The sequence below is a fragment of the Fibrobacter sp. UWB3 genome, from assembly GCF_002210405.1.
Lineage (GTDB): Bacteria > Fibrobacterota > Fibrobacteria > Fibrobacterales > Fibrobacteraceae > Fibrobacter.
The window spans coordinates 141,679-163,231 of the sequence record NZ_MWQJ01000002.1 but is presented as its reverse complement, the minus strand read 5'-3'; the positions used below and the strand labels follow the sequence as shown (position 1 = coordinate 163,231).

Genomic DNA, 21,553 nt, shown 5'->3' with positions numbered 1-21,553 from the left:
CGTGTTGGGTTGAAACGAAAAAAGGAATAACTGTGGAGGTTACTTATGCAGGCAGTCGTGGAAGCGCCCCCTATGCAGAACACTGATGAACCGGTGTCGTTCAAGGTTTCGGGCAAGAATATTCCGAAACCTGTCATTGCCTTTTTGGACGCGCTGTTCCCCGATTCCGTCCGTATCGAAGACGACGATGACGTTCTCGAGCCAGTGGAAGAAATGGATTGGTACAAGAAGGCGAAAAAAAATATAAATCCAGCCAAGACGCTGAAAATAATGCGCATAAACGCAGGACTTACGCAAGCGCAGTTGGCACAAAAAGTTGGTCTCGCAAAACAAAATTATAATTCGCTTGAACGAGGAGCCAGGCCCATTTCTATGCTCATGTCAAAGAAGTTAGCCGATGCGCTCGGGACATCTTATTTGATGTTTTTCCGCGAAAATAAAAGTCGGTCGCCTTAAATCCGCCGTATGTATTGACTTTGGCGATTTGAGGTAATATACTTTTTTGACGGGAACAACAGCAGCCACGAAGAGAAATTTCGCATTTACAAAGGAACCCCAAGATTCGCTTTAAGAAAACGAAATAGCAACAACAATATAATAGGGATAATAATTATTCCCACACAACAGCCTAAGCCAACAATTTCATCATCATCTAAGTCTTTCATTACCACTTCAACATATTCAACTTTCGAAGGACACTATCAATCTCTTTTTGGAAGGTCGGATCTTGGAATTTATCACTCATCTGCCCATAAGGACTTTTCGGATTTGGCTGCCGCAAAATTTTCCTGTCATTTTTTTAAACTATCCGAAAATTTTTCAGTTTTTTTACGAGATTCTTCTAGCCAATATTTATCAGAATTAGTCTTTGTCAAATAGAAAAAAGGTTCATATTCCAACAACTTTGAAGTAACAACTTGAGCCAATCCCACAGAATCATCAAAGTTCAAAGAAGTCATCACGTTTCCGTTCTTAATCGTAACAAAATTTATTTTTTCCCTTTTTTCGTCTTTATAATAAATTCTAACAACTGATGACTCAAAAGAATTTTCAATCGGTTCATCGTTTAAAGATTTTGGATCAAATACCAAAGCTTCAAACTCAACCGGTTCATTTGAACTTGTGGGCTGAATAGCGCATACAGTTCCTTTACATTCGATTTTTATTTCAGAATCGATGCAATCCTTATTAAGCAAAGCCAATTCCAATGGAAACAAAGCAACCAAAATAACAACAAAAAAAGAAAGTATTCTTTTCATAATCTAGGCTCACTAATAAACAGCATTTACTTCCCGAAAAGGCCCAAAGAAATGTTTTCCCAAAACAATGTAATAGCCCGTCCTATCATAGCCATTCAAAAAATCAACATATTTACTCTCTTCATACTTCACGACTCCGATTACGCTCTTGATGCCATGAAATTCGGCCATTAAACGAATGGTATCCTTATCAAGAACTTTCAATTCATTTTTCAAGAAATAACGGTCTTTTTCTGTAAAGCAATAATCAAAGCAGTCCGTTTCAATCTCGACAAAAGACGTGTTCATTGTAAACGATTTTTTCATCGGTGATTCATCGTGCATCACATAAAAAATAAACACCAAACACACTAGCAAAAAGCTAGCGATAAAAGCAAATGCGATTTTGATTATCTTTTTAACGTTCATCTTCAATAGCAATCCGACAAATCAATATTATTTTGCACATCATCCCAAAAATTGGGACTTAAGCCATTTTTATCTGATGATTTCTTCTTTTGAGCTTTTTCTCTTTCTATTTTTTACATCGCGCAAGTCATGCCAATTGGTACAGGCATAATTCTGCAAAGCATAGTCCTTATTCCGTTTTTCAAGCATAGGAATAAGGAACCGTACGGTCATCACCTTTTCCGTATTAAGGGAGCCCTTTGAAAACAAGTCCCCCGCGCCCCACAAATCGGCAAGAGCGACAGAATCCGTTTTTCCAGCTAAAGACTTTATCTGTACTACATCAGCCGAGTCAACCATATTGCCATTTTCGGAATTTTCATAAGAAATATGATATGTCAGAATAGCATCCTTTGACTTGAACTGAACAACACCATCATAATCAACAGCTTTCTTTACAGGGAACAATGTCAAACTTTCGCTCGAAGCTACGTTATTCCCAAACGTGAACATAAACTTTTCAGGGACATTAAATTTATCAAAAGCAATATCCACATTGAGCATTTCAATGCAGTTTAAACCACGAGCCTGCACGCAGGCAACGCAAAGGAGAAGAAAGAAAAGTAATGATTTCATGCTTTTCAATATAAAAAAACGACAACTTCGTCAAAAGTTGCCGTTTAAAAAAATCATTGGATTCTATCGGCCCGTCGGGCCTCCAGAATGACAAGAATAAACTACCCTTGCGAGGTTTCGGCGAAGCTCAGGCGTTCGTAATTTTTGAGCGCGAGGTTCAGGCGGTACTCATTCGGGAAGAGGCACACAAGATTGCGTTCCTTGTCCATCATGCAGTCGCCGGCATATTCTTCGGCGAACTTGCCCACGTCAGCTTCGGGGCCTTTAACCCAACGGATGCAATGAGCAGGCACGCGGTCGAGCTGTACATCGGCGCCGTATTCGCTCTGCAAGCGGAACTTGAGCACGTCGAACTGGAGCTCTCCCACAACGCCCACGACAGGCACAGCGGACTTGAGCGGTTCATAGAGCTGCGTTGCACCTTCTTCCGAAAGTTCTGCAAGGCCCTTCGCCATCTGCTTAGACTTGAGCGGATTCAAAAGTGTCACGCGGGCAAAGTGTTCCGGCGCAAAGTCCGGGATACCCGTGAAGTTCATCTTTTCGCCATCCGTAAGCGTATCGCCAATGCGGAAAAGTCCCGGGTCGTTGATACCCACGATGTCGCCCGCCCAGGCATGGTCAATGACTTCCTTATCCTTAGCGAGGAAGGCGGTCGGAGCAGCCAAGCGGATGTCACGACCAGTACGCACGTGGAAAACCTTTTCGCCACGGGTAAAGCTACCCGAGCAAATGCGGAGGAATGCCGTGCGGTCGCGGTGTTTCGGGTCCATGTTGGCCTGAATCTTGAAGACGAATGCGCTGAAAGCGTCTTCGTCCGGCTTGACCGGGCGCTTGTCGGTGTCGCGGATCATCGGCGGCGGAGCGAGTTTTGCAAAAGCGTTCAAGAGCTGGCGCACACCGAAGTTGTTCACAGCAGAACCGAAGAACACCGGGCACATTTCGCCCTTGAGGAACTTTTCGTGGTCGAACGGATCCATACCGCCTGTGACCATTTCATACTCTTCGCGGAATTGCGCAACCCAGTTTTCACCGCAGAGTTCAACCAAGCGCGGATCGTCCGGACCTTCCATCTGGATAATTTCTTGCTTGCCATCGTCCGGATTGAACGTGTGGAACGTGTTTTCGGCAATGGAATAGACGCCCTTGAAAAGCTTACCGACGCCAATCGGGAGCGTAAACGGAGCGGTCTTAATCTGCAAAACGCTTTCAATCTGATCGAGCAAGTCGAGCACGTGACGACCGTCCAAGTCCATCTTGTTGATGAACGTGATAATCGGCGTGTGGCGCATACGGCAGACATTCATCAAGCGAATCGTCTGCTTTTCAACACCGTTCACGCTATCGATAAGCACCAAAGCAGCGTCCACGGCAGTAAGCGCACGGTACGTGTCTTCGCAGAAGTCCTGATGCCCCGGGGTATCGACGAGGTTGAACATGCAACCTTCAAACGGGAAGTTCAGCACGGAACTCGAAACAGAAATACCACGCTGTTGTTCAATCTTCATCCAGTCACTAACAGTGTAGCTCTTGTTGGCCTTCGCGCGCACGTGACCAGCCTCGCGAATCACATTCCCGTACCACAGGAACTTTTCGGTGATGGTGGTTTTACCGGCGTCAGGGTGGCTGACAATAGCGAAAGTGCGGCGTTTTTCAATTTCTGGATTCATGGCGCCAAATATAGTAACTTTAGGGGTTAAGTTCAATGATGGGGTCATCCTGAGCGAGAGCCTCGAAATATCTTTTTATTTTTAAGGATATGGCAACTAAGAAGACGCAATCTAGAACCGCAAAGAATACGAGGACTCGGGTAACGCATGAGTTTCCCGCACTTTTCGATGATAATTCGGAAGTTCTTTTGCTCGGTTCCATCCCCTCGCCCAAATCGCGCGAACAGGGATTTTACTACGGACACCCGCAAAACCGTTTCTGGAAAGTTCTCGCAAGCGTCTTAAACGAGCCTCTCCCTGCGACCATCGACGCGAAAAAAGCGATGCTTTTAAAGCACCACATCGCCCTTTGGGACGTTCTCGACAGTTGCACCATCATCGGGGCTAGCGACACGAGCATCGAAGACATCGTACCCAACGACATCGCCACACTCCTCGCCAAAACGAAAATCAAGCGCATCTTTTGCACAGGCACCACCGCCCACAAGCTCTACGAAAAATACTGCGAAGCTGCAACCGGAATCAAGGCGGTAAAACTCCCCTCTACCTCCCCCGCCAACTGCGCCGTCAAATTCGAGAAACTCGTAGAAGCGTATAAGGCAATTCTTTCCGCTTAATACGAGAAAGGAGATGCCGGAACACCGTCCGGCATGACAAACGCACAACAAGTCGGGGGTGACACATCAACACGTGTTGTCATCCTGAGGCCGTAGGCTGAAGGATCCAGTTAATTCTAGCCAAGAATCACTGGATGTTTCACTTCGTTCAACATGACGTAACACAATCGTAATAGGCGCCCCCGGCACATTGGCCGGGGTGACAATCACACAAATGTCACTGGATACTTCGAGGCTATTCGCCTCTCAGTATGACGTATGCACAGACAGCATCTCGGCATGACGTATGCACGGACTGCACCTCGGCATGACATTTGCACAATTCAAACGCAACAAAAAACGCCCCGCGGCTTTAACCACGAGGCGCTCTTTATTTTACAAGGAAATCCTTATTTCTTTTTCTTGTTAGCGTTATTTCCGCGGACATCCTTCGGCTTGAACTGAACGCTAATTTCCACATTCGTCACCTTGGAACCGAGTCCAGACGGGTCAAACACCTTGTACGTAAATTCATCGATTCCAGAGAAGCCCTTGTTCGGGGTATATTCGAAGGAACCATTCTTTTCGTTCAAGACGATTCGACCATTGCGCGGCTTCATCACGGTCTTCACAGATTCGAGCTTGTCGCCGTCCGGGTCCTTCGCAGCAGACATAAGGCCTGTTGCAGCCGGGACCTTGAGCACTTCACCTTCGCGAGTCTGGTAAGAGAGCGGCTTCGTTTCCGGAGCGTTATTCACAGCAATCACCGTAAACGTTGCTGTCTTGTGAGCCGTAGCGCCTTCCGGGTCGGTGACCGTGAACGTGATGCGTTCCGGCTTGCCCTTCCAGTGAGAATACGGCTGAGCCACGATTACAGTCTTCTTGGCCTTGTCATAAGTCACCTGCAGCTGCTTATTGCCAGTGAACTTCCACTTGAGATCGTCGAAGTTGTGGTCCTTATCGCGAGCGTACTGGTCCAGCTTAATCGTAGCAATAACGCCTTCGTTCTGATTTTCCCTAATAGTGTAGTCAGGAATGTCGCGCATCACCGGAGCTGCATTCACATGCTTCACGATGAACTTCACAACAGACTTGTCCGTGCCACCAGCCGGGTCAGTTGCGGTAAAGATGATGGTTTCGTCACCGAACCAGTTGTCTCTTCTCGGCTTGATTTCAGCAACGCGGTTGGCGTTGATTCTCACGTCGAGGTTCTTGGCACCAGAGACCTTCCAGCGGATTTCATTCTTCTTGTGGTCCGGATCCGAGACAAAGTCATCGAGATTGATAGACTTGAAAGCCTTGCCTTCGAGAGTCGTCTGTCCCGGGATTTCCTTCACCACCGGAGCGTCGTTCACGGACTTCACCGTAAAGCGCACTTCAATAGAAGCCTTTTCCTTGCTCGGGTCAAACACGTTGATCGTCACCGTTTCGCTACCGTTCCAGTACTTGTTCGGGATTTCAACAGTGAGAATACCCTTTTCACTGATATTGTACTTCAGTTCATGCTTGCCAAAGGTCGGAGCCGGTTCTTCTTCAACATGCTTCTTTTTCTTCTTATCCTTTTTCTTGTCCTTCTTCTTGGACTTTGCAGGTGCGGCAGAAGCAAACGGATTTTCGCCATCGATAGACCACTTGAGTTCATCGACCTTGTTATCCGGATCCGTCACATACTTGGTCAAGTCGATTGCCGGGAAGGTCTTCTTTTCGTCAATGACCTGCGGCGGAATCGTCTTAAACTTCGGAGGATCGTTCACCGGAGTCACTTCGAATGTAGCCTTGGCAGACTGCTTGTCGCCAGCCGGGTCCATCACCGTGAACACGAGCGTTTCCTTACCAAACCAGTTCGGGTTCGGAGTCGTCACCGTTGCACGTCCATTCTTGATATCCACAACGAGTTCGTTGTTACCAGCAACAGACCACTTGAGTTCATTCGGCTTGTTATCCGGATCATGCACAACCTTGGTAAGGTCCACCATCGTGAACTTTTCCTTTTCCTTGATCTTCTGATCGCCAATCTGCTTGACAATTGTCGGCGGGTCATTCACCGGAGTCACTTCAAAATCAATCTGCTGAGAAGCTCTTGCACCTTCCGGGTCCGTCACATCGAGGCGGATCTTTTCAGAACCGTTCCAGTACTTGTCCGGAGTCGTCACAACCAACTGCTTCTTGGCATTGATCGTTGCCTTGAGAGCGCGGGTCTGGGCAACTTCGATCTTGAGAGAACTCGTCGGATGATCCGGGTCAGAGATGAACTTGGTCAAGTCAATCGGTTCAAAGTGTTCCTTTTCCTTGATTGTCTGAGCAAGAATCGGTCTGATAACTGGAGCGTCGTTCACAGATTCCACAACGAAATTGACTGTCTTGGAATCCGTAGCACCATCCGGATCCTTCACAGTGAACACGACATTGCGTTCACCATGCCAGTGCGGGTCGGCAATATTGATGTGGGCAAGGCCACCCTTGTAAATTACGACACTGAACGGATCCTTTACGGCTTCCTCGTCTTCTTCGTCATCATCCTTCTTACCCTTCTTCTTATCCTTCTTGCTCTTCTTGACCGGCTTTGTTTCAGGCTTCAGCACCTTCACTGCCCAAGAAAGCTGTTCCATGGTATTATCCGGGTCACGAACGAACTTGCTCAAGTCAATATCCTTGAACTGGCCCTTTTCACGAATTCTCTGCGGCGGGATATCTCTCAAAACCGGAGGATCGTTCACAGAAACAATTTCAAACGTAATGGACTGAGAAGTCTTAGCGCCATCCGGGTCGCTCACTTCGAGAATCATCATTTCAGGAGCGCACCAGAAATCCTTGTTCGGAGCCATCACCGTAAGCACACGGCTCGGAGAAATTTCAGCCTTGAGCTGCTTTGCACCAGTGATTCTCCAGCGGAGTTCATTCGGCTTGTTATCCGGGTCCTTCACAAATTCGTCAAGCTTGATCTGCTTGAAGGTTTCCTTTTCCTTAATCTTCTGGTCCGGGATTCTCTTCACGAACGTCGGAGGATCGTTCACACGAGTCACTTCAAAGAGCATCTTGTGGCGAGCATAAGCGCCTTCCGGGTCCGTCACGGAGAACGTGAGGTTTTCCTTACCGCTCCACTGCTTGTCCGGAACAGAAATAATCACAGTGTTGTCCTTGCGGATATCCACCTTGAGGTCACGATTGCCAGAAACTTCCCACTTCAAGGAAGATGCCGGATGGTCCGGGTCTTCGGCGAGAGTCGAGAGGTCGATCGTCTTGAAGCGGCCGCCTTCGAGAATCGTTTCACCCATCGGAGCGTCCTTCGAAATAATCGGGGCGTCGTTCACAGAACGCACTTCGAAGCGAGCTGTCTTGCTTGCAGAAGCACCTTCCGGGTCAGTTGCGGTAAACGTGATGTTTGCAGCACCGTGCCAATACTTGTTCGGGATAACAATGTTGGCGACCTGGTTTGCATCAACGTTCACGCTGAGCTTTTCACCAGCCGGTTCTTCGTCATCCTTCTTGCCCTTCTTCTTGGAAGAACCCTGGCCAATCGGGCTTACCTTGAACGTCCACTTGAGATCGCTAATCTTGTGGTCCGGATCCTTCACGAAGTCAGCGAGCTTAATCGGCTGGAACTGCTTCTTTTCATCAATCGACTGATCGCGAATATCACGAACGAATTCCGGAGCATCGTTCACAGAAAGCACCGTGAATGTCACTTCCTTGCTATCCGAGGCGCCATCCGGGTCCGTCACCGTGAAGCGGATCTTTTCAGAACCGTTCCAGCTTGCGTTCGGCGGAGTCACAGTCACCTTATGCGTTGCATCCATCGTCACGCGAAGTTCCTTCTGGCCTTCGATCTTCCACTTGAGGCGATTCTTGGCATGGTCAAGGTCTTCAACGTAATTGTCAAGTTCAATCGGCTTGAACGATTCCTTTTCCTTGACAGTCTGGCTTGCAATTTCCTTCATGACCGGCGGGTCATTCACAGAAACAACCGTAAATGTTGCAGTTGTACGAGCCTTGGCACCAGACGGGTCCGTCACCGTGAACGTCACCTTTTCAGAGCCGTTCCACATCTTGTTCGGAGTCTTGACCGTAACAATGCCGGCCTTGGACATATCGACCTTGAGGTCCTTATTGCCGGTAAAGTCGATCTTCAAGCTTTCAAAGCGGTCATCCGGGTCAGACACGAGTTCAGACACGTTGAACGGAGTAAATTCGCCCTTTTCCTGGATGGTCTGGTCGGCCACCTGCTTAATTTCCGGGAGGTCGTTCACGGATTCCACGGTGAAGAGTGCAGAAGAGGAAGCCTTAGCACCTTCCGGGTCCGTCACCGTAAACGTAATTTCTTCGGCGCCATTCCAGAACTTGTTCGGAATGATAATCTTTGCAACCTTCTGGTCGTCAATTTCAACCTTGAGTTCAGAATCTTTCTTCTTGGAACCTGCCGCCGGCTTGCTAGAGACAGAGAACGTGAGTTCAGAGAGCTTGTTATCCAAGTCCTTCACCATGTCAGCAAGCTTGATCGGCTGGAACTGACCCTTTTCGCGAATCGTCTGCGGCATCACCTGCTTCACGAACATCGGAACGTCGTTCACGGATTCCACAGTAAAGGTTGCGGTACGTTCGTCGCAAGCGTTATCCGGGTCGCAAACCTTGAACGTCAAGGCTTCGGCACCATGCCACTGCGGAGACGGCGGAGTAATGCGCACGTTACGAGCGGCATCCACAGCCACCTTGAGTTCCTTGTTGCCCGTAATCGTCCACTTGAGGCGGTTCTTGGCATGGTCAAGGTCTTCAACAAAGTTATCAAGTTCAATCGTCTGGAATTCACCCTTTTCCTTGATCGTCTGTTCACGAATATCCTTCATGACCGGCGGGTCGTTGATAGCCTTTACAGTGAACTTAGCAGAAGTTGTTGCACGAGCGCCTTCCGGGTCCGTGGCCGTAAAGGTCAAGTTTTCCGTACCATTCCACTGGTCGTGCGGAATCTTCACAGAGACTTCATGGGACCTGTTATCGATATTGACCTTGAGGTCCTTATTGCCCGTCACTTCGACCTTGAGCTTGGAGAAGTCATGGTCGGCATCGCTCAAGTAGTCATCCAAAATGAACGACGTGAATTCATTCTTTTCTTCAACAGCCTGGTCCGGGATTTTCTTGAATACCGGCGGGTCGTTCACAGACTTCACATTGAGTGCGACATCCTGCTTTGCAGAACCGCCTTCCGGGTCGGTGACCGTGAACGTAGCAATCGTGTTACCGTTCCAGCTCGGGTCCGGAATTTCAACCGTAGCCACATGCTGGTCGTCAATATTTACGTTGAGCGTGCCGAGTTCCGGCATCGGGCCCTGGTGCTTGACTTCGACATCCCAGGAGAGTTCAGAATTCTTGTGGTCTTCATCCTTGACAAAATCATCAAGCTTGATCTTCGTGAACTGCTGTTTTTCGCTGATGTTCTGGTTCGGAATCGGACGAATGATCTTCGGCAAGTCGTTCACGGAATTGACCGTAAACACGGCTTCGCATTCAGCAGAAGCGCCTTCCGGGTCCGTAGCCTTGAACTTGATGGATTCAGAGCCATTCCAAAGTTTGTTCGGAATGCGAATAGTGGCAACACCACCAGAAACAGAGACCTTCAGGTCCTTGGCACCGGCAACAGCCCACTTGAGCATTTCGATGCGGTGGTCCGGATCCTTCACGTACTGGCCAAGCTGAATCGGAGTAAATTCCTGCTTTTCGTCAATTGTCTGGTCCGGGATGTTCTGAACAAACTCAGGAGGGTCGTTAATAGACTTTACCTTGAGCAAAACATCCTGCTTTGCAGAAGCACCAGCAGCGTCGGTCACGGTAAACGTCACGCGTTCCTGGCCGTTCCAGAATTCATTCGGAGTGGTAATGATGGCAGAACCGTAATTATCGATTTCGATCTTCAAGTCCTTGTTGCCCGTCACTGTCCACTTGAGCTTCATCGGATCGTCATCCGGGTCGGTGACATAGTCCGCAAGGGAAATCATGTCGAACTGGTTCTTTTCGTCGATGACCTGGTCCGGAATCTTCTTCGTAAACGTCGGAGGATCGTTCACGGGCTGAACCGTAAATGCAGCGGTCTTGTTATCGCTACCGTAATCCGGGTCATTGGCAATAAACTTGATTCTTGCAGCACCATACCAGTGAGCATCCGGCACGACAATCGTCGCAACGCGGTTAGCGTCAATCGTCACAGACAAATCGCCATCAGCCTGCGGGCCACCAGCCGGAACGACTTCGGTATCCCACGTAATCTGGTTCTTCTTATGGTCTGGGTCATTCACAAAGTCATCCAGGCGGATCTTTGCAAACTGCTTGCCTTCCGTAATCACCTGGCTTGGAATTTGAGCCACCACCGGTGGATTGTTCACAGATTCGACGGAGAAGTTTACGGTTTCCGAAGCCGAGGCGCCCTTGGAGTCCGTAGCCGTAAAAGTCAAGTCTTCAGAGCCATTCCAAAGAGCATCCGGCGTGGTAATTTCAACCGTATGGTCCGGAGCAATATTCACCTTGAGGGCCTTGTTGCCACTGACTTTCCAGCGAATCTGGGAGGGCTGGTCCACATCGTCGGTGACAAAGTTATCAAGCTTAAACTTCGAGAAAGTTCCACCTTCCTGAATAGATTCACCAGGAATACCACCAATCTGAGGAGGCTCGTTTGCCGGAGCCGGTTCTGGCGCCGGGGCAGGTTCGTTCACAGGAGCTGCAGGCTCAGCCTGTGGAGCCGGTGCTGGATTTTGCGCAAACGACGATGTTGCAATAACACTAGCAGAAGCTATCAAGGTCGCCATGGACCGCTTCAGTTTATTCATTTTAGATCTCCGATTCCATATACGCAATCAAAATTTCACTGTGAAATTTTTCACACGTCCTTAAAAACGTCTCTAAATATAATGCTTTTCTGCGAAATCTTTTCATATTTCAAAAATGTTTTTCCATAACAAAAAAAGGCTTTTTTGTCCAGCCGTTCCAATTATTTCACGTAACTTTTTGACTATCAACGACTTACAGAAAAATCCCCCCAAAAAGTAAAACAGGCGCCATTTTTCAAGAAAACGCCATTTTTCCGAAAAAAGCGCCCTCCAACCGCCCGCAATTGTAAACTTTTTGTAAAAATTGGATTTTTTAAGGCATCAGCCCCTCGCAAGAAGGTTCCAAAATATGACAAATTGAGCTAAAAAAGCTAGTTTTAGAGATAAACCGATTAAATCTAACCAGGAAACACAATGAAATTCGTATTTCTCTGCGACGCCAACTACCTCAAAGGCGACATGGTCAACTTCCAGAACAACTTCCCGACCAATCACGAACTCGTGACGATGACCTCTGAAGACCTTCTCCAGAGCAAGTCCATCATCGAAGGGACATTCGCTATCTTGGCAGAACGCACCACTTGGCAGAAGAACTTCAGCCTTTTCCGCTACTTCGGCCTCCTCCCGCTCCTTGAAGTGCTCCCGCTCGGCATCGTCAGCCGTGGCCGCCGCAACGAACCCATCAAGGGCCGCAGCCAGAACAGAAACCAGGAAATATTCTTCAACCCGGCCGCATCCGCTGAAGAACTTTATCTCCAGGTCGACAAGTTCGTCGCCGCTCCTCCTTCTGGCTACTCCTATCCGCGCGGAGCCGCCAAGTAAGGCATGCAAAGAAAGGTCCTAGAAAGCCTTTACAACCAAGGCGGGCTTACACTTTTCGCCATTTCTGACGAAGAAGCGTTACCCATAGAAGCCTTGCATAAATTCGCACTGGCACTTAACGCCGGTGCGCGTTTTGTTGTAATTGACTTCACTGGGAAGCGCCCTCTCGAAGGGAACGCCCCCATTCAAGCCGCAGACCTTTCAAAAAAGATCCTCTCATCCGAAGAAATCGAAAAAATTTCCGCCTCATTTGCTGACGACGGAAGTATTTCATTCACGGGGACCAAAGCACTCCCCACTTCGGACGACGCATTCCGCAAGCTCTACCACAACATCAAAAGCCTCGAAAAGATAGCCCCGCACGTCATAGGCATCATTTCGACAGAGCAAGTCGAGAACGTCGGACACCTCGTCTCTATGGCGCGCCTCCTGATTATGCATGTGACGCCCCTTTCAATGAAATCGGCAGCCGCATTCATCGAAGACGTCAAAGAGGCTCAAAAAATCGAGATTTTGTGGCTTTCCAAGGAACGCCCAGCCAGACGCAGTTACCCCAAGGCCCGCAAAGCCATTAGCCGAAACGCCTGCGCCACCAAAGAAGCCTTTTCCATCGATTTCAAGAAAAATCCAGAAAAACTAGCCCAGGTTGTAAGGAAACTCCATAAAGTATCCATTCTCGTCAAGAATCCGCTGGACGGATTCCCGAGAATTATCCGCAACCTATTCCCGCTTTTGCTCATTGCGGTCATTATCGCCCCGTTCCTGTTCGTAACAGACATCGACAGGAGCGATTCGAACCTCCGCGACCGCATCCAGGAACGAAACCAGCTCTCCGTAGCCCCTTCGTTTGAATACACCTTCGATGGAAACGAAAGTATGCAGCGCATCGCCCGTTACGCCATCGGACGCTTTGACGCCATCATCACCAACGACAAGATGATCAAGAACTACGTGGCGAAAACGCTTGAGGACAACGGATATAAAGTCGTCGAATGGGAAAGAGGAAACTTGAACATTCCGCCTAAAGGGACGACCATACGCTTCTCGAGACCGGACGAAATCAAGCGCCCCGCCTCGGCAGATACAATCGGCGCCGCCTGGAAATACTGGACATCCGTCATTTCGGATAGCATCGCCTACATTACTGAATTTTATCACGAAACAGCGACAGCCACGCAACGAAAGCATAACGGTATCGACGTCGCAAGCCGCCAGGGGGCCCGTATTTTAGCACCATTCGGCGCAAAGGCCTGGACGAGCCGCGATGAACGAGGCGGCGTCATCATTGCACTTGTCCGCAAGGAAGACGTTATCTTGTTCATGCACTGCGACAAGCTCCTTTATCTGAACGGCCAGGAAGTCATGCCGGGCGACCCGATTGCAACCGTCGGAACCACCGGGCACACCACAGGGCCACACGCCCACATTGTTACAGGGCTCGTGAGCAAGAAGGGCAAAAAGCGTATTGGCAATGTCAAATACGACGTAATTGACCCTATCAAGTGGTTTTACAAGTTCAAGCCGACCAACAAATAACATTTTTTGGTGTTTTACGTCACACGTAACGTAAAAATATGTGAAAAACGGCCTTTCGTAACTGTAAATTTACACCCTTACTATCGCAAATCTATCCACAATTAAGTAACTTTGGAACACGGGATTGATGTAGTAAAAAAACAATGTCAAACAAAAGGATTAGGACATGAAAAATTCCATCATTTGGGCATCCCTCGCACTCGTCGCAGCATTCTTCTCTGCATGCTCTGGAGTCGTGACCCCAAAGGCCGAACTCGCCACCCATACCGATTCGGTACACGATATTCCTGCTATTGACAGCCTTATCGTCAGCATGAAACAAGACTACATCAAGCAGTGCTATATGCCTGTTGCAAGCCACATGCCGCCCGAAAATTCCTGCCAGTCTGACTTGTTCCAGATGGTCGAACGCCGCTACCACATGGACTTCAACCAGAACCACGTCGCTGCTGCTAGCAACGAACTCTTCTTCAAGGACGTCGTTCCGGAAATCAACAAGAAGGTCAAGAGAGAACCGGCCCTCCGCGATCCGCTGCGCCGCGCATTCTCCAACAGCAACGAAATGCTTGCCTACTACAAGGACAAGTACAAGTTCAACACCCAGATTGAACAGTTCTAATTCAAGTTTTTCTTGTTAAGACTACATTGAACACGGCTACTCTGCCGTGTTTTTTTCATGTCATCCCGGACTCCGTTCCGGGATCACCAGACACAATTCTAATAGCAATCTAAATTCAATACCTACCTTTTAAGTATTTTCAAAAAATTCTATATTTACGCCCGCAATAAAACAAACCTAAAAGAGACAAATCTATGGGAAAATCACTCTATCAGAAAATTTTCGAAAGCCACACGGTAGCTAAGCTCCCGAGCGGCCAGTGCCAGCTCTTTATCGGGCTTCACCTCTGCCACGAAGTGACGAGTCCGCAGGCCTTCGCCCAGCTCCGCGAAGAAGGTCAGAAGGTGCTGTTCCCGGAACGCACTTTTGCAACGGTCGACCACATTATCCCGACCACATTCCCGGAACGCAACCGCCCGCTTCAGGACGGCATTTCCGAAGAGATGTTCTCCCATATCGAAAACAACACCAAGAATAACGGCATCAAGTTCTTTGGCCCCGCAACCGCTGAACAGGGCGTGATCCACATCGTAGGCCCGGAAGAAGGCGTTACGCAGCCGGGTATGACCGTTGCCTGCGGTGACTCCCACACGGCAACGCACGGTGCATTCGGTGCTATCGCATTCGGTATCGGCACAAGCCAGGTGGCAGACGTTTTGGCCACCCAGACGCTCGCCATGAGCCCGCTCAAGACTCGCCGCATCAAGTTCACCGGCAAGCTCAAGCCGGGTGTAACCGCCAAGGACGTCGCCCTTGCTTACATCGCTAAGCTCGGAGTGAACGGTGGCGTTGGCTACGCTTACGAATTTGCCGGTCCGGTCATCGAAGAAATGGGCATGGAAGGCCGTATGACGGTCTGCAACATGGCTATCGAAGGCGGCGCCCGCGTCGGTTACTGCAACCCCGACGAAAAGACTTTTGAATACCTCAAGGGCCGTCCGTACGCCCCGAAGGCCGACAAGTGGGACGAAGCCGTTGCTTACTGGAAGTCCGTCGCTACCGACGCCGACGCACAGTTTGACGACGAAGTCGAAATCAACTGCGACAACCTCGAACCGATGGTCACCTGGGGTATCACTCCGGCTCAGGCCATCCCGCTCAACGGCAACATGCCGAAGATCGACGAATTCGAAGGCAGCGAAAAGAAGGTCATCTCCGAAGCTTATGAATACATGGGCTGGGAAGAAGGTTCCAAGATGATTGGCCGCCCGATCGACATCGCCTTCGTGGGTAGCTGCACCAACGGCCGCCTCTCCGACTTGCAGGCCGCCGCCGAAATCATCAAGGGCCACAAGGTCGCTCCGACCGTCAAGATGTGGGTCGTTCCGGGTTCCATGAAGATCAAGGTGGAAGCCGAACAGCTCGGTCTCGACAAGATCTTTAAGGAAGCCGGTGCCGAATGGCGCGAAGCAGGCTGCTCGCTCTGCCTCGCCATGAACCCGGATAAGCTCAAGGGTCGCCAGGTCAGCGCAAGCTCCAGCAACCGTAACTTCAAGGGCCGCCAGGGCAGCCCGACGGGCCGCACCATCCTCATGAGCCCCGCCATGGTGGCTGCTGCCGCCATCGAAGGCAAGATCACCGACGTCCGCAAGTACATCAAGTAACGCAAGGAGATTTAAAAAATGAATTCTATCGACATTGTTAAAGGTTCCGGCGTTCCTGTACGCGGTAACGACATCGACACTGACCGTATCATCCCGGCACGCTTCCTCAAGTGCGTGACTTTCGAAGGCCTCGGCGCAAACGCCTTTGCCGACGATATCGCAGGCCTCGCCGCTCAGGGCAAGGTCCACCCGTTCCGCGATCCGGCCTACAAGAACGGCTCCATCCTCGTCTCGAACCAAAACTTCGGTTGCGGTTCCAGCCGTGAACACGCTCCGCAGGCCCTGAAGCGCTGGGGCATCCGCGCCATCATCGCCGAAAGCTACTCCGAAATCTTCTTCGGTAACTGCGTCGCCATTGGCGTGCCCTGCTACAAGGTAAGCCACGAAGTGGCCGACAAGATCCTCGCCTGGATCGAAGCACACCCGAGCGAAGAACTCGTCACGAGCACCGAAAGCCGCACGCTCAAGATGGGTGACGAAACCATCGAGCTCACGCTTGCCGACGGCCCCCGCGGTCAGTTCCTCGACGGCTCCTGGCACGCACGCTCCGCCCTCATGGCCAACGCCGACAAGGTGCAGGAACTCGCCAAGAAGCTCCCGTACATGAACTTCTTGAAGTAGGAAGTAGACGGTAGGAAGTAGACTGTAAAAATGTCATGCCCGCCTCCGAGCGGGCACCTTCCTTTCAAAAACGTCCAGGTTAAAAGCCTGGGCGTTTTTTTTATTTTGTACATTTACGTTTGTTAAAAAAACTACCTTCGTTTAAGGAGGTTTTATATGAAATTTTCGACTATCATTTCTGTATTGAGTATCATCGCACTTGTCGGCTGCGCGAGCGCTCCTCGTCAACGCAGCATCAACGAAATTCCGGAATACGGCAACCAGCCCAAGAGTGCAGAAATGTTGCAAGCAGACCAGGAATTTCTAGCCCTGACAAAAGGCAAGGAAAAAGAATCCTTTGACCATATGATGGCTGTCGGATGGTCCTTTTTCAAACGAGGCGATATCGGGACCGCCATCAAGCGCTTCAACCAGGCGTGACTTATAGACTCTACCCGCTACGAGTCTTACTGGGGCTTTGCCGCCGCCGAAGGACGCCTGAACAACTTCGAAACATCCAAGCATTATTATGAAAAGGCCCTCAACCACGGAGGCGACACTAAAATTCTGAACCCCGAATATGCCATCGTTCTCCGCGAACAAGCCAAGGCCGAAAACAACAGCGAAAAGCTCGCCAATGCAGACAACCTGTTCATGAGCGAAATCGAAGCGGGCAACGAAAAAGCAGCCTGCATTTACGCCTACCAGCTTTACCGCGATAACAAGAAAGAAGAAGCCTGCAAAATCATGGAATCTTGCCCAGATGATAAAGACAATCTGAAAAAGGCATGCGGGATGTAAGGGGATTTAGGATTCATGCCTGTAAAAACCGTTAGCCAACGATGCAAGTTCTTTTCTGCGTTCCTCGGTAATCTGAGTTTTTCCAGCATGATTTGCCTCGAAATCGGCAAGGATTTCTTGTTCCTCTTCGTCTAGATTGAACTTTTTCGCATGCTTTTTAAAAGACAGCATTATAGACCATTCCTCACAGCTTCAATTTCAGCGTTAATTTCATCCAAAGACATTTCGAAGGCGCCAGCATAAACCGCATCCGCAGAGAGTTGCTGCATAGTTTTCAGCATTTTCTCAGATTGCATTTTGGATTGGGCTATATTAGCTTCAAATTTATTTTTCATAGTCTTTAAGATATAAGTTATTTTCAATTCAACAACAAGCCCTCCTCCTTCGTACACACTTCCAGCATTTTTCAAAAAGCTTCCAGAATGTCAAAATACGACATTCTTTTTATTTACATTCAAAAAAAGCAAATATTGTCACCTTTTTAGCCACGAAAGATAAACAAATATATTGACAAATCAACAAAAAGGTTGTATTTTTATTATGATAATTTAGAGAAATATGCAAATACGCCGAAGATCATGGATGGGTTAAAGCTAGAGTTTCTGGCGATCACTACATCTACACCAAGCCCGGAAGACAATCAGTGCCGATACAAAGAAACAAGCACGAAATCGAGGGAGCATACTTGAAGCGCATTCTAAAGCAATTTGATTAATCGGGAGGACATCATGGATTACGCTGCAAAAATTGAAAAAGATAAAGACATGGGATACGTGGTTTCGTTCCCGGACCTACCGAACGTAAACGCATTTGGCGAAACTCGCGAAGAAGCTATTAAGCAGGCAAAGGACGCACTTGATGGAGCAATGGAATGCGACCTTGATATGGGTTATTCGTTCGTTTATCCAAAGACGATGCCTGATGCAGACAAAAACCTTGTCGCCATTCAACTATCCCCAAGAATTGAAGTGGCGTACAAAATTTTTGAAGCCCGCCGTGGCAAAACAAAAGCAGAAGTTGCAAAAGCAGCCGGATTCACACCGCAAGCGTACCAGCGTTTTGAGACCCCCAAAGGCACACCTACCGTAGAAACTCTCTACAAAATTGCAGCGGCACTCGGAAAAAAATTGGTAATCAAATTCGCCTAAAGCTTGCCATATTCGCTGCTTACAACCTATTAAACATTTTGTATATTACAAAATGTTTAACATACAACATTTCAAAAAAAACTGATGAAAATCAAAAGAAACACACTTCTACTTTTGCTAGCATTTCTTTTGTTCTCTTGCTCACCGGAAAAGGAATCACCCAAAATCATGCTCACCACACCCATCGATAACATTCTCGTAGAAAAGGCGAAGCGCCAAATGCACTTGCGCAACGGCGATGTCGTTGTCAAGTCATACAGAATTTCATTGGGTAAGAATCCAGTCGGAGCAAAAGTCAAATCCGGCGACAACAAGACGCCCGAGGGCAACTACACCATCGAGAGACACAATCCCAAAAGCATTTTTCATTTATCGCTGAGAATTTCGTACCCGAATGCAGAACAAATCAAGGCCGCGAAAGAAGGCAACTACGAGCCCGGCGGAGACATCATGATCCACGGCTACCCAAACAAGATTCCAGCGTTTCTCTTTAAATTCTGGCACAAGTGGAAAGACTGGACCGCGGGTTGCATCGCGGTCACGAACGACGAAATCGAAGAAATATACAACGCCGTCAAAGACGGAACACCTATAACAATTCTACCTTAGCAAAAACATGAACTCCATTAAAAAATCTTTAATTTTATTAATGGCCGCAACAGCTTTTTCCTGTAGCGACAAGCAAGAACAACAGCAACAGTCAAGCAGTACCACAACTACAATGTCGTCATCAGCAGAAGAATCTTCTTCAAGTGCAGTGGAGTCATCCTCAAGCATCAGTAACGCTCTTGATGCAAAAGTTTTCGAAAAAATCCTAACGTTCTACACCAATTACATTTTCGGAGACGAGTTCGCAAGCGATTCTGTCATCGCGAAGTATTGCACAAAGGAACTCGCACAAGAGCTTTCAAAAGCGTACAACGACGAGTTCAGCGATGGTGGCGGCTACGCCGTTTGGAAATTCCGCAGTGGCGCCCAAGATGGCGAAGACATTCATGAAATCGAAAAGATTGAATCTCTTGGCGACGGCAAATACCTCGTCCATTACAACGATATGGGCAACAAAGGCACACACACCATCACCATTGTCCAGCAAAACGGCGATATATTCTTCGACAAACTAGATTAAAAGGCAACCAAATGGACATCAAAGTTCTCCGCGCAACAGAAGAATGGCAACGCGCAGGCGCGTACAGCGTACGCATCCAGGCTATGAACCGAGCATACCATATTTCGCTCCGTGATGAATTCGACGAGCACGATTGCGACGGCACGAAGTTCATCGTTTTACTTGACGATGAATATCCTGTAGCAACGTGCAGATTCTACGAGATTGACGCAGAAACAGCAACAATCGGGCGCGTAGTCGTGATGCCGGAATATCGCGGTCAAAAGCTTGGCGCCATGGCCGTCCGCGAAGCTGAAAAATGGATTGCAGAATGCGGTTACAAAAAGATAGTCATCGACAGCCGTTTGGAAGCCACGGGCTTTTACGAGAAGCTTGGGTACAAACTCATCGGAGATCAGCCGCACCGCTGGGGCGTCTTTGATTGCACCCGCATGGAAAAAACGCTCTAGCTATCCGCGATACTTTGTATTGTACCCGTGATTTTCGCGAGGGCGCAAGTCATTCGGGTACATCACATCGGCATACACGTCTTGCTGGAGCTTTTTCACGATGTTGTAGACTTCGATGTAATTGGAAATGCTATCGATAGAAATTCCAGAATTCGTTGAAGTCATCCTTCCGTTCCGCGTTACAGGATTTGCCTGAGCAGATGTCGTGATAACATCCCCCACGCCAAACCACTGGTCAAAAATGCCACGGTGCAAATCAACGTGCGAAAGCTCTGCAAACGGTTTCGACTTGTATGTGCGGCTAAACACGCCTCCCGAGGCATAAATTGCCTTATCCGTAACAACATAACTTGTATTCTGGTAACGCCTAAACGACAACAGTGCGCCAGCCAAGTAAATCCAAACAGGCATCAGATGGAGCAACATGAACGGGACCAAGAAAAAGCCAATGTGTTCATCTTTGGACGAGAACGAAGCGCCAATAAAACCAAAATCAATAATGCCCCAAATCAATGCAAACGGGAGCAACGGATTAAAAATGCTTTCGAAGATAAAGCACTTTTTGTTGGGTTTCCCCGCATAAATGATTTTTTCGTCTTTGCCAATTAAAAGCTTAAGTTCATTGTCCATAAAAACACTCCGGGATGACGGACAATAATAAATTACAATATTTATTGGTATTTTGATAAATTACGTTTGTTTTTGTTTACAGTTTTGCAAGAAAGATGATATATTATAAGTACTCTCTTTAAGGAGAACGGAGAAAAACAAATTTTAGGGTATGGAGATTAAAATGGAAGAACAGAACATCCATTCGGCAGAAGTACAAAAGCAAATGAGAAAGGTGGGGCTGAAAATTGCGTTTATCATGGCGCTTTTAATGAGCTTCGGGCTTTCGCTCACTGGCCAGCTAATGGCGGAACACCCGCCCGAGATGCCGACAATCGCTATCGTCATCGGATTCTTAAAATGTTTTGCCTTGAGTTTTGTGATTAGCTTTGCGATTGGCTTTTTCGTGCCGATTCCCAAGGTGAATGCCGCCCTCGCCCGCAAGTTTCATTTGCAACCGCGTACGCCAAAGGCGCATTTCGTGGAATCACTTGCTTCGAACTTGATTTACACGCCGCTTATCACGACAGCCATGGTCTGCTTCGTGTACTTCACAATGATGCCCGAGGGCCACAAGCCGCCGTTCCTTGCGATGTTCGTCTTTTCGCAGGTGGTCTGCCTTGCCGTAGCACAAGTGCTGATTATGGTATTCGTGCCGATTATCATGAAACTCGTGCTGCCGAAAATGCCGCCGAGACAATAAAGATTAGAAATGGAGATTCCCGCTCGGGGGCGGGAACGACAAAAACGCACGGGATGACCCGTGCGATTCTTTTATAAGGCGACCCCGTCCCCATACGCGGATCATGACCACATAAGAGCTAGTTGCATTCAAGGCGAGTGTCGCGACAGGCTGCTTGCAGACTGTCATGATTGAGC

The 21,553-nt window shown here is 48.5% G+C and carries 23 protein-coding genes; 15 read left to right on the top strand and 8 right to left on the bottom strand.

Going from position 1 to position 21,553, the window contains the following annotated elements; genetic code table 11:
* The first annotated feature begins 45 nt into the window (after nucleotides 1-45).
* Nucleotides 46-456 carry a helix-turn-helix transcriptional regulator gene (locus tag B7991_RS14630; protein WP_097019790.1) on the top strand — a complete coding sequence of 137 codons (411 nt, stop codon included), beginning with the start codon at nucleotides 46-48 and terminating at the stop codon, nucleotides 454-456.
* A gap of 335 nt (nucleotides 457-791) precedes the next feature.
* Here B7991_RS14630 and B7991_RS03295 read toward each other — a convergent pair whose 3' ends face one another.
* The 4 genes from B7991_RS03295 to B7991_RS03280 all read right to left on the bottom strand — a co-directional run bounded on the left by B7991_RS03295 (nucleotide 792) and on the right by B7991_RS03280 (nucleotide 3,949).
* Nucleotides 792-1,259, bottom strand: coding sequence for a hypothetical protein (locus B7991_RS03295; RefSeq protein ID WP_088629580.1), 468 nt, complete (start codon nucleotides 1,257-1,259; stop codon nucleotides 792-794).
* Nucleotides 1,260-1,271: 12 nt separating this feature from the next.
* Nucleotides 1,272-1,667 (bottom strand): hypothetical protein, encoded by a 396-nt coding sequence (locus B7991_RS03290; protein ID WP_088629579.1) that lies wholly within the window; start codon nucleotides 1,665-1,667, stop codon nucleotides 1,272-1,274.
* A gap of 69 nt (nucleotides 1,668-1,736) precedes the next feature.
* Complete coding sequence (locus B7991_RS03285) at nucleotides 1,737-2,282, bottom strand: hypothetical protein (protein ID WP_088629578.1); 546 nt, start codon at nucleotides 2,280-2,282, stop codon at nucleotides 1,737-1,739.
* A gap of 101 nt (nucleotides 2,283-2,383) precedes the next feature.
* The gene (locus tag B7991_RS03280) at nucleotides 2,384-3,949 is read right to left on the bottom strand and encodes a peptide chain release factor 3 (protein WP_088629577.1); all 1,566 of its coding nucleotides are present in this window, start codon (nucleotides 3,947-3,949) and stop codon (nucleotides 2,384-2,386) included.
* Between the two features lie 89 nt (nucleotides 3,950-4,038).
* Between B7991_RS03280 and B7991_RS03275 the strand changes: the two genes are divergently transcribed.
* Nucleotides 4,039-4,566 (top strand): DNA-deoxyinosine glycosylase, encoded by a 528-nt coding sequence (locus B7991_RS03275; protein ID WP_088629576.1) that lies wholly within the window; start codon nucleotides 4,039-4,041, stop codon nucleotides 4,564-4,566.
* Between the two features lie 389 nt (nucleotides 4,567-4,955).
* Here B7991_RS03275 and B7991_RS03270 read toward each other — a convergent pair whose 3' ends face one another.
* The gene (locus B7991_RS03270) at nucleotides 4,956-11,357 is read right to left on the bottom strand and encodes an Ig-like domain-containing protein (protein ID WP_088629575.1); all 6,402 of its coding nucleotides are present in this window, start codon (nucleotides 11,355-11,357) and stop codon (nucleotides 4,956-4,958) included.
* Between the two features lie 414 nt (nucleotides 11,358-11,771).
* Between B7991_RS03270 and B7991_RS03265 the strand changes: the two genes are divergently transcribed.
* The 7 genes from B7991_RS03265 to B7991_RS14780 all read left to right on the top strand — a co-directional run bounded on the left by B7991_RS03265 (nucleotide 11,772) and on the right by B7991_RS14780 (nucleotide 17,339).
* Nucleotides 11,772-12,179, top strand: coding sequence for a hypothetical protein (locus tag B7991_RS03265; RefSeq protein ID WP_072828146.1), 408 nt, complete (start codon nucleotides 11,772-11,774; stop codon nucleotides 12,177-12,179).
* Between the two features lie 3 nt (nucleotides 12,180-12,182).
* Nucleotides 12,183-13,715, top strand: a complete 1,533-nt coding sequence (locus B7991_RS03260; RefSeq protein ID WP_088629574.1) for a M23 family metallopeptidase — start codon at nucleotides 12,183-12,185, stop codon at nucleotides 13,713-13,715.
* Nucleotides 13,716-13,881: 166 nt separating this feature from the next.
* On the top strand, nucleotides 13,882-14,334 hold the full coding sequence (locus B7991_RS03255) for a hypothetical protein (RefSeq protein WP_088629573.1): 453 nt from the start codon (nucleotides 13,882-13,884) through the stop codon (nucleotides 14,332-14,334).
* Nucleotides 14,335-14,528: 194 nt separating this feature from the next.
* Nucleotides 14,529-15,938: a 3-isopropylmalate dehydratase large subunit gene (gene leuC / locus B7991_RS03250; RefSeq protein WP_072828149.1), complete on the top strand. Its 1,410-nt coding sequence runs from the start codon at nucleotides 14,529-14,531 to the stop codon at nucleotides 15,936-15,938.
* An 18-nt stretch (nucleotides 15,939-15,956) separates the two neighbouring features.
* Nucleotides 15,957-16,559 (top strand): 3-isopropylmalate dehydratase small subunit 2, encoded by a 603-nt coding sequence (locus tag B7991_RS03245; RefSeq protein WP_088629572.1) that lies wholly within the window; start codon nucleotides 15,957-15,959, stop codon nucleotides 16,557-16,559.
* A 156-nt stretch (nucleotides 16,560-16,715) separates the two neighbouring features.
* Nucleotides 16,716-16,979, top strand: a complete 264-nt coding sequence (locus B7991_RS03240; RefSeq protein ID WP_088629571.1) for a hypothetical protein — start codon at nucleotides 16,716-16,718, stop codon at nucleotides 16,977-16,979.
* Nucleotides 16,980-17,192: 213 nt separating this feature from the next.
* Nucleotides 17,193-17,339, top strand: a complete 147-nt coding sequence (locus B7991_RS14780; RefSeq protein ID WP_159462248.1) for a hypothetical protein — start codon at nucleotides 17,193-17,195, stop codon at nucleotides 17,337-17,339.
* A gap of 6 nt (nucleotides 17,340-17,345) precedes the next feature.
* On the opposite strand, the gene B7991_RS14775 is transcribed toward B7991_RS14780, so the two are convergent.
* Entirely contained in the window at nucleotides 17,346-17,510 is a 165-nt protein-coding gene (locus B7991_RS14775) for a hypothetical protein (RefSeq protein WP_159462249.1), read from the bottom strand.
* Nucleotides 17,510-17,749, bottom strand: a complete 240-nt coding sequence (locus B7991_RS03235; protein ID WP_088629570.1) for a hypothetical protein — start codon at nucleotides 17,747-17,749, stop codon at nucleotides 17,510-17,512. Before B7991_RS03235 ends, B7991_RS14775 begins: the two co-directional genes overlap by 1 nt.
* A gap of 146 nt (nucleotides 17,750-17,895) precedes the next feature.
* Here B7991_RS03235 and B7991_RS15225 point away from each other — a divergent pair, with 146 nt between their 5' ends.
* The 5 genes from B7991_RS15225 to B7991_RS03210 all read left to right on the top strand — a co-directional run bounded on the left by B7991_RS15225 (nucleotide 17,896) and on the right by B7991_RS03210 (nucleotide 20,065).
* Nucleotides 17,896-18,054: a type II toxin-antitoxin system HicA family toxin gene (locus B7991_RS15225; RefSeq protein ID WP_088629756.1), complete on the top strand. Its 159-nt coding sequence runs from the start codon at nucleotides 17,896-17,898 to the stop codon at nucleotides 18,052-18,054.
* A gap of 13 nt (nucleotides 18,055-18,067) precedes the next feature.
* Nucleotides 18,068-18,487: a type II toxin-antitoxin system HicB family antitoxin gene (locus B7991_RS03225; RefSeq protein WP_088629569.1), complete on the top strand. Its 420-nt coding sequence runs from the start codon at nucleotides 18,068-18,070 to the stop codon at nucleotides 18,485-18,487.
* A gap of 129 nt (nucleotides 18,488-18,616) precedes the next feature.
* Entirely contained in the window at nucleotides 18,617-19,096 is a 480-nt protein-coding gene (locus tag B7991_RS03220; RefSeq protein ID WP_254917828.1) for a murein L,D-transpeptidase family protein, read from the top strand.
* A gap of 112 nt (nucleotides 19,097-19,208) precedes the next feature.
* Nucleotides 19,209-19,616 carry a hypothetical protein gene (locus tag B7991_RS03215; RefSeq protein ID WP_254917827.1) on the top strand — a complete coding sequence of 136 codons (408 nt, stop codon included), beginning with the start codon at nucleotides 19,209-19,211 and terminating at the stop codon, nucleotides 19,614-19,616.
* Nucleotides 19,617-19,627: 11 nt separating this feature from the next.
* Entirely contained in the window at nucleotides 19,628-20,065 is a 438-nt protein-coding gene (locus tag B7991_RS03210) for a GNAT family N-acetyltransferase (protein WP_085490225.1), read from the top strand.
* Here the strand turns inward: B7991_RS03210 and B7991_RS03205 are convergent, their stop codons facing one another.
* Nucleotides 20,066-20,695 (bottom strand): PH domain-containing protein, encoded by a 630-nt coding sequence (locus tag B7991_RS03205; RefSeq protein ID WP_088629566.1) that lies wholly within the window; start codon nucleotides 20,693-20,695, stop codon nucleotides 20,066-20,068.
* Nucleotides 20,696-20,858: 163 nt separating this feature from the next.
* Between B7991_RS03205 and B7991_RS03200 the strand changes: the two genes are divergently transcribed.
* Entirely contained in the window at nucleotides 20,859-21,377 is a 519-nt protein-coding gene (locus tag B7991_RS03200) for a hypothetical protein (protein WP_088629565.1), read from the top strand.
* Nucleotides 21,378-21,553 lie beyond the last annotated feature (176 nt).

Bases quoted from the DNA above. Each gene is read 5' to 3' on its own strand.
- B7991_RS14630 (WP_097019790.1), top strand. From the start codon at position 46: ATGCAGGCAGTCGTGGAAGCGCCCCCTATGCAGAACACTGATGAACCG.
- B7991_RS03295 (WP_088629580.1), bottom strand. From the start codon at position 1,259: ATGAAAAGAATACTTTCTTTTTTTGTTGTTATTTTGGTTGCTTTGTTT.
- B7991_RS03290 (WP_088629579.1), bottom strand. From the start codon at position 1,667: ATGAACGTTAAAAAGATAATCAAAATCGCATTTGCTTTTATCGCTAGC.
- B7991_RS03285 (WP_088629578.1), bottom strand. From the start codon at position 2,282: ATGAAATCATTACTTTTCTTTCTTCTCCTTTGCGTTGCCTGCGTGCAG.
- B7991_RS03280 (WP_088629577.1), bottom strand. From the start codon at position 3,949: ATGAATCCAGAAATTGAAAAACGCCGCACTTTCGCTATTGTCAGCCAC.
- B7991_RS03275 (WP_088629576.1), top strand. From the start codon at position 4,039: ATGGCAACTAAGAAGACGCAATCTAGAACCGCAAAGAATACGAGGACT.
- B7991_RS03270 (WP_088629575.1), bottom strand. From the start codon at position 11,357: ATGAATAAACTGAAGCGGTCCATGGCGACCTTGATAGCTTCTGCTAGT.
- B7991_RS03265 (WP_072828146.1), top strand. From the start codon at position 11,772: ATGAAATTCGTATTTCTCTGCGACGCCAACTACCTCAAAGGCGACATG.
- B7991_RS03260 (WP_088629574.1), top strand. From the start codon at position 12,183: ATGCAAAGAAAGGTCCTAGAAAGCCTTTACAACCAAGGCGGGCTTACA.
- B7991_RS03255 (WP_088629573.1), top strand. From the start codon at position 13,882: ATGAAAAATTCCATCATTTGGGCATCCCTCGCACTCGTCGCAGCATTC.
- leuC (WP_072828149.1), top strand. From the start codon at position 14,529: ATGGGAAAATCACTCTATCAGAAAATTTTCGAAAGCCACACGGTAGCT.
- B7991_RS03245 (WP_088629572.1), top strand. From the start codon at position 15,957: ATGAATTCTATCGACATTGTTAAAGGTTCCGGCGTTCCTGTACGCGGT.
- B7991_RS03240 (WP_088629571.1), top strand. From the start codon at position 16,716: ATGAAATTTTCGACTATCATTTCTGTATTGAGTATCATCGCACTTGTC.
- B7991_RS14780 (WP_159462248.1), top strand. From the start codon at position 17,193: ATGAGCGAAATCGAAGCGGGCAACGAAAAAGCAGCCTGCATTTACGCC.
- B7991_RS14775 (WP_159462249.1), bottom strand. From the start codon at position 17,510: ATGCTGTCTTTTAAAAAGCATGCGAAAAAGTTCAATCTAGACGAAGAG.
- B7991_RS03225 (WP_088629569.1), top strand. From the start codon at position 18,068: ATGGATTACGCTGCAAAAATTGAAAAAGATAAAGACATGGGATACGTG.
- B7991_RS03215 (WP_254917827.1), top strand. From the start codon at position 19,209: ATGTCGTCATCAGCAGAAGAATCTTCTTCAAGTGCAGTGGAGTCATCC.
- B7991_RS03210 (WP_085490225.1), top strand. From the start codon at position 19,628: ATGGACATCAAAGTTCTCCGCGCAACAGAAGAATGGCAACGCGCAGGC.
- B7991_RS03205 (WP_088629566.1), bottom strand. From the start codon at position 20,695: ATGGACAATGAACTTAAGCTTTTAATTGGCAAAGACGAAAAAATCATT.
- B7991_RS03200 (WP_088629565.1), top strand. From the start codon at position 20,859: ATGGAAGAACAGAACATCCATTCGGCAGAAGTACAAAAGCAAATGAGA.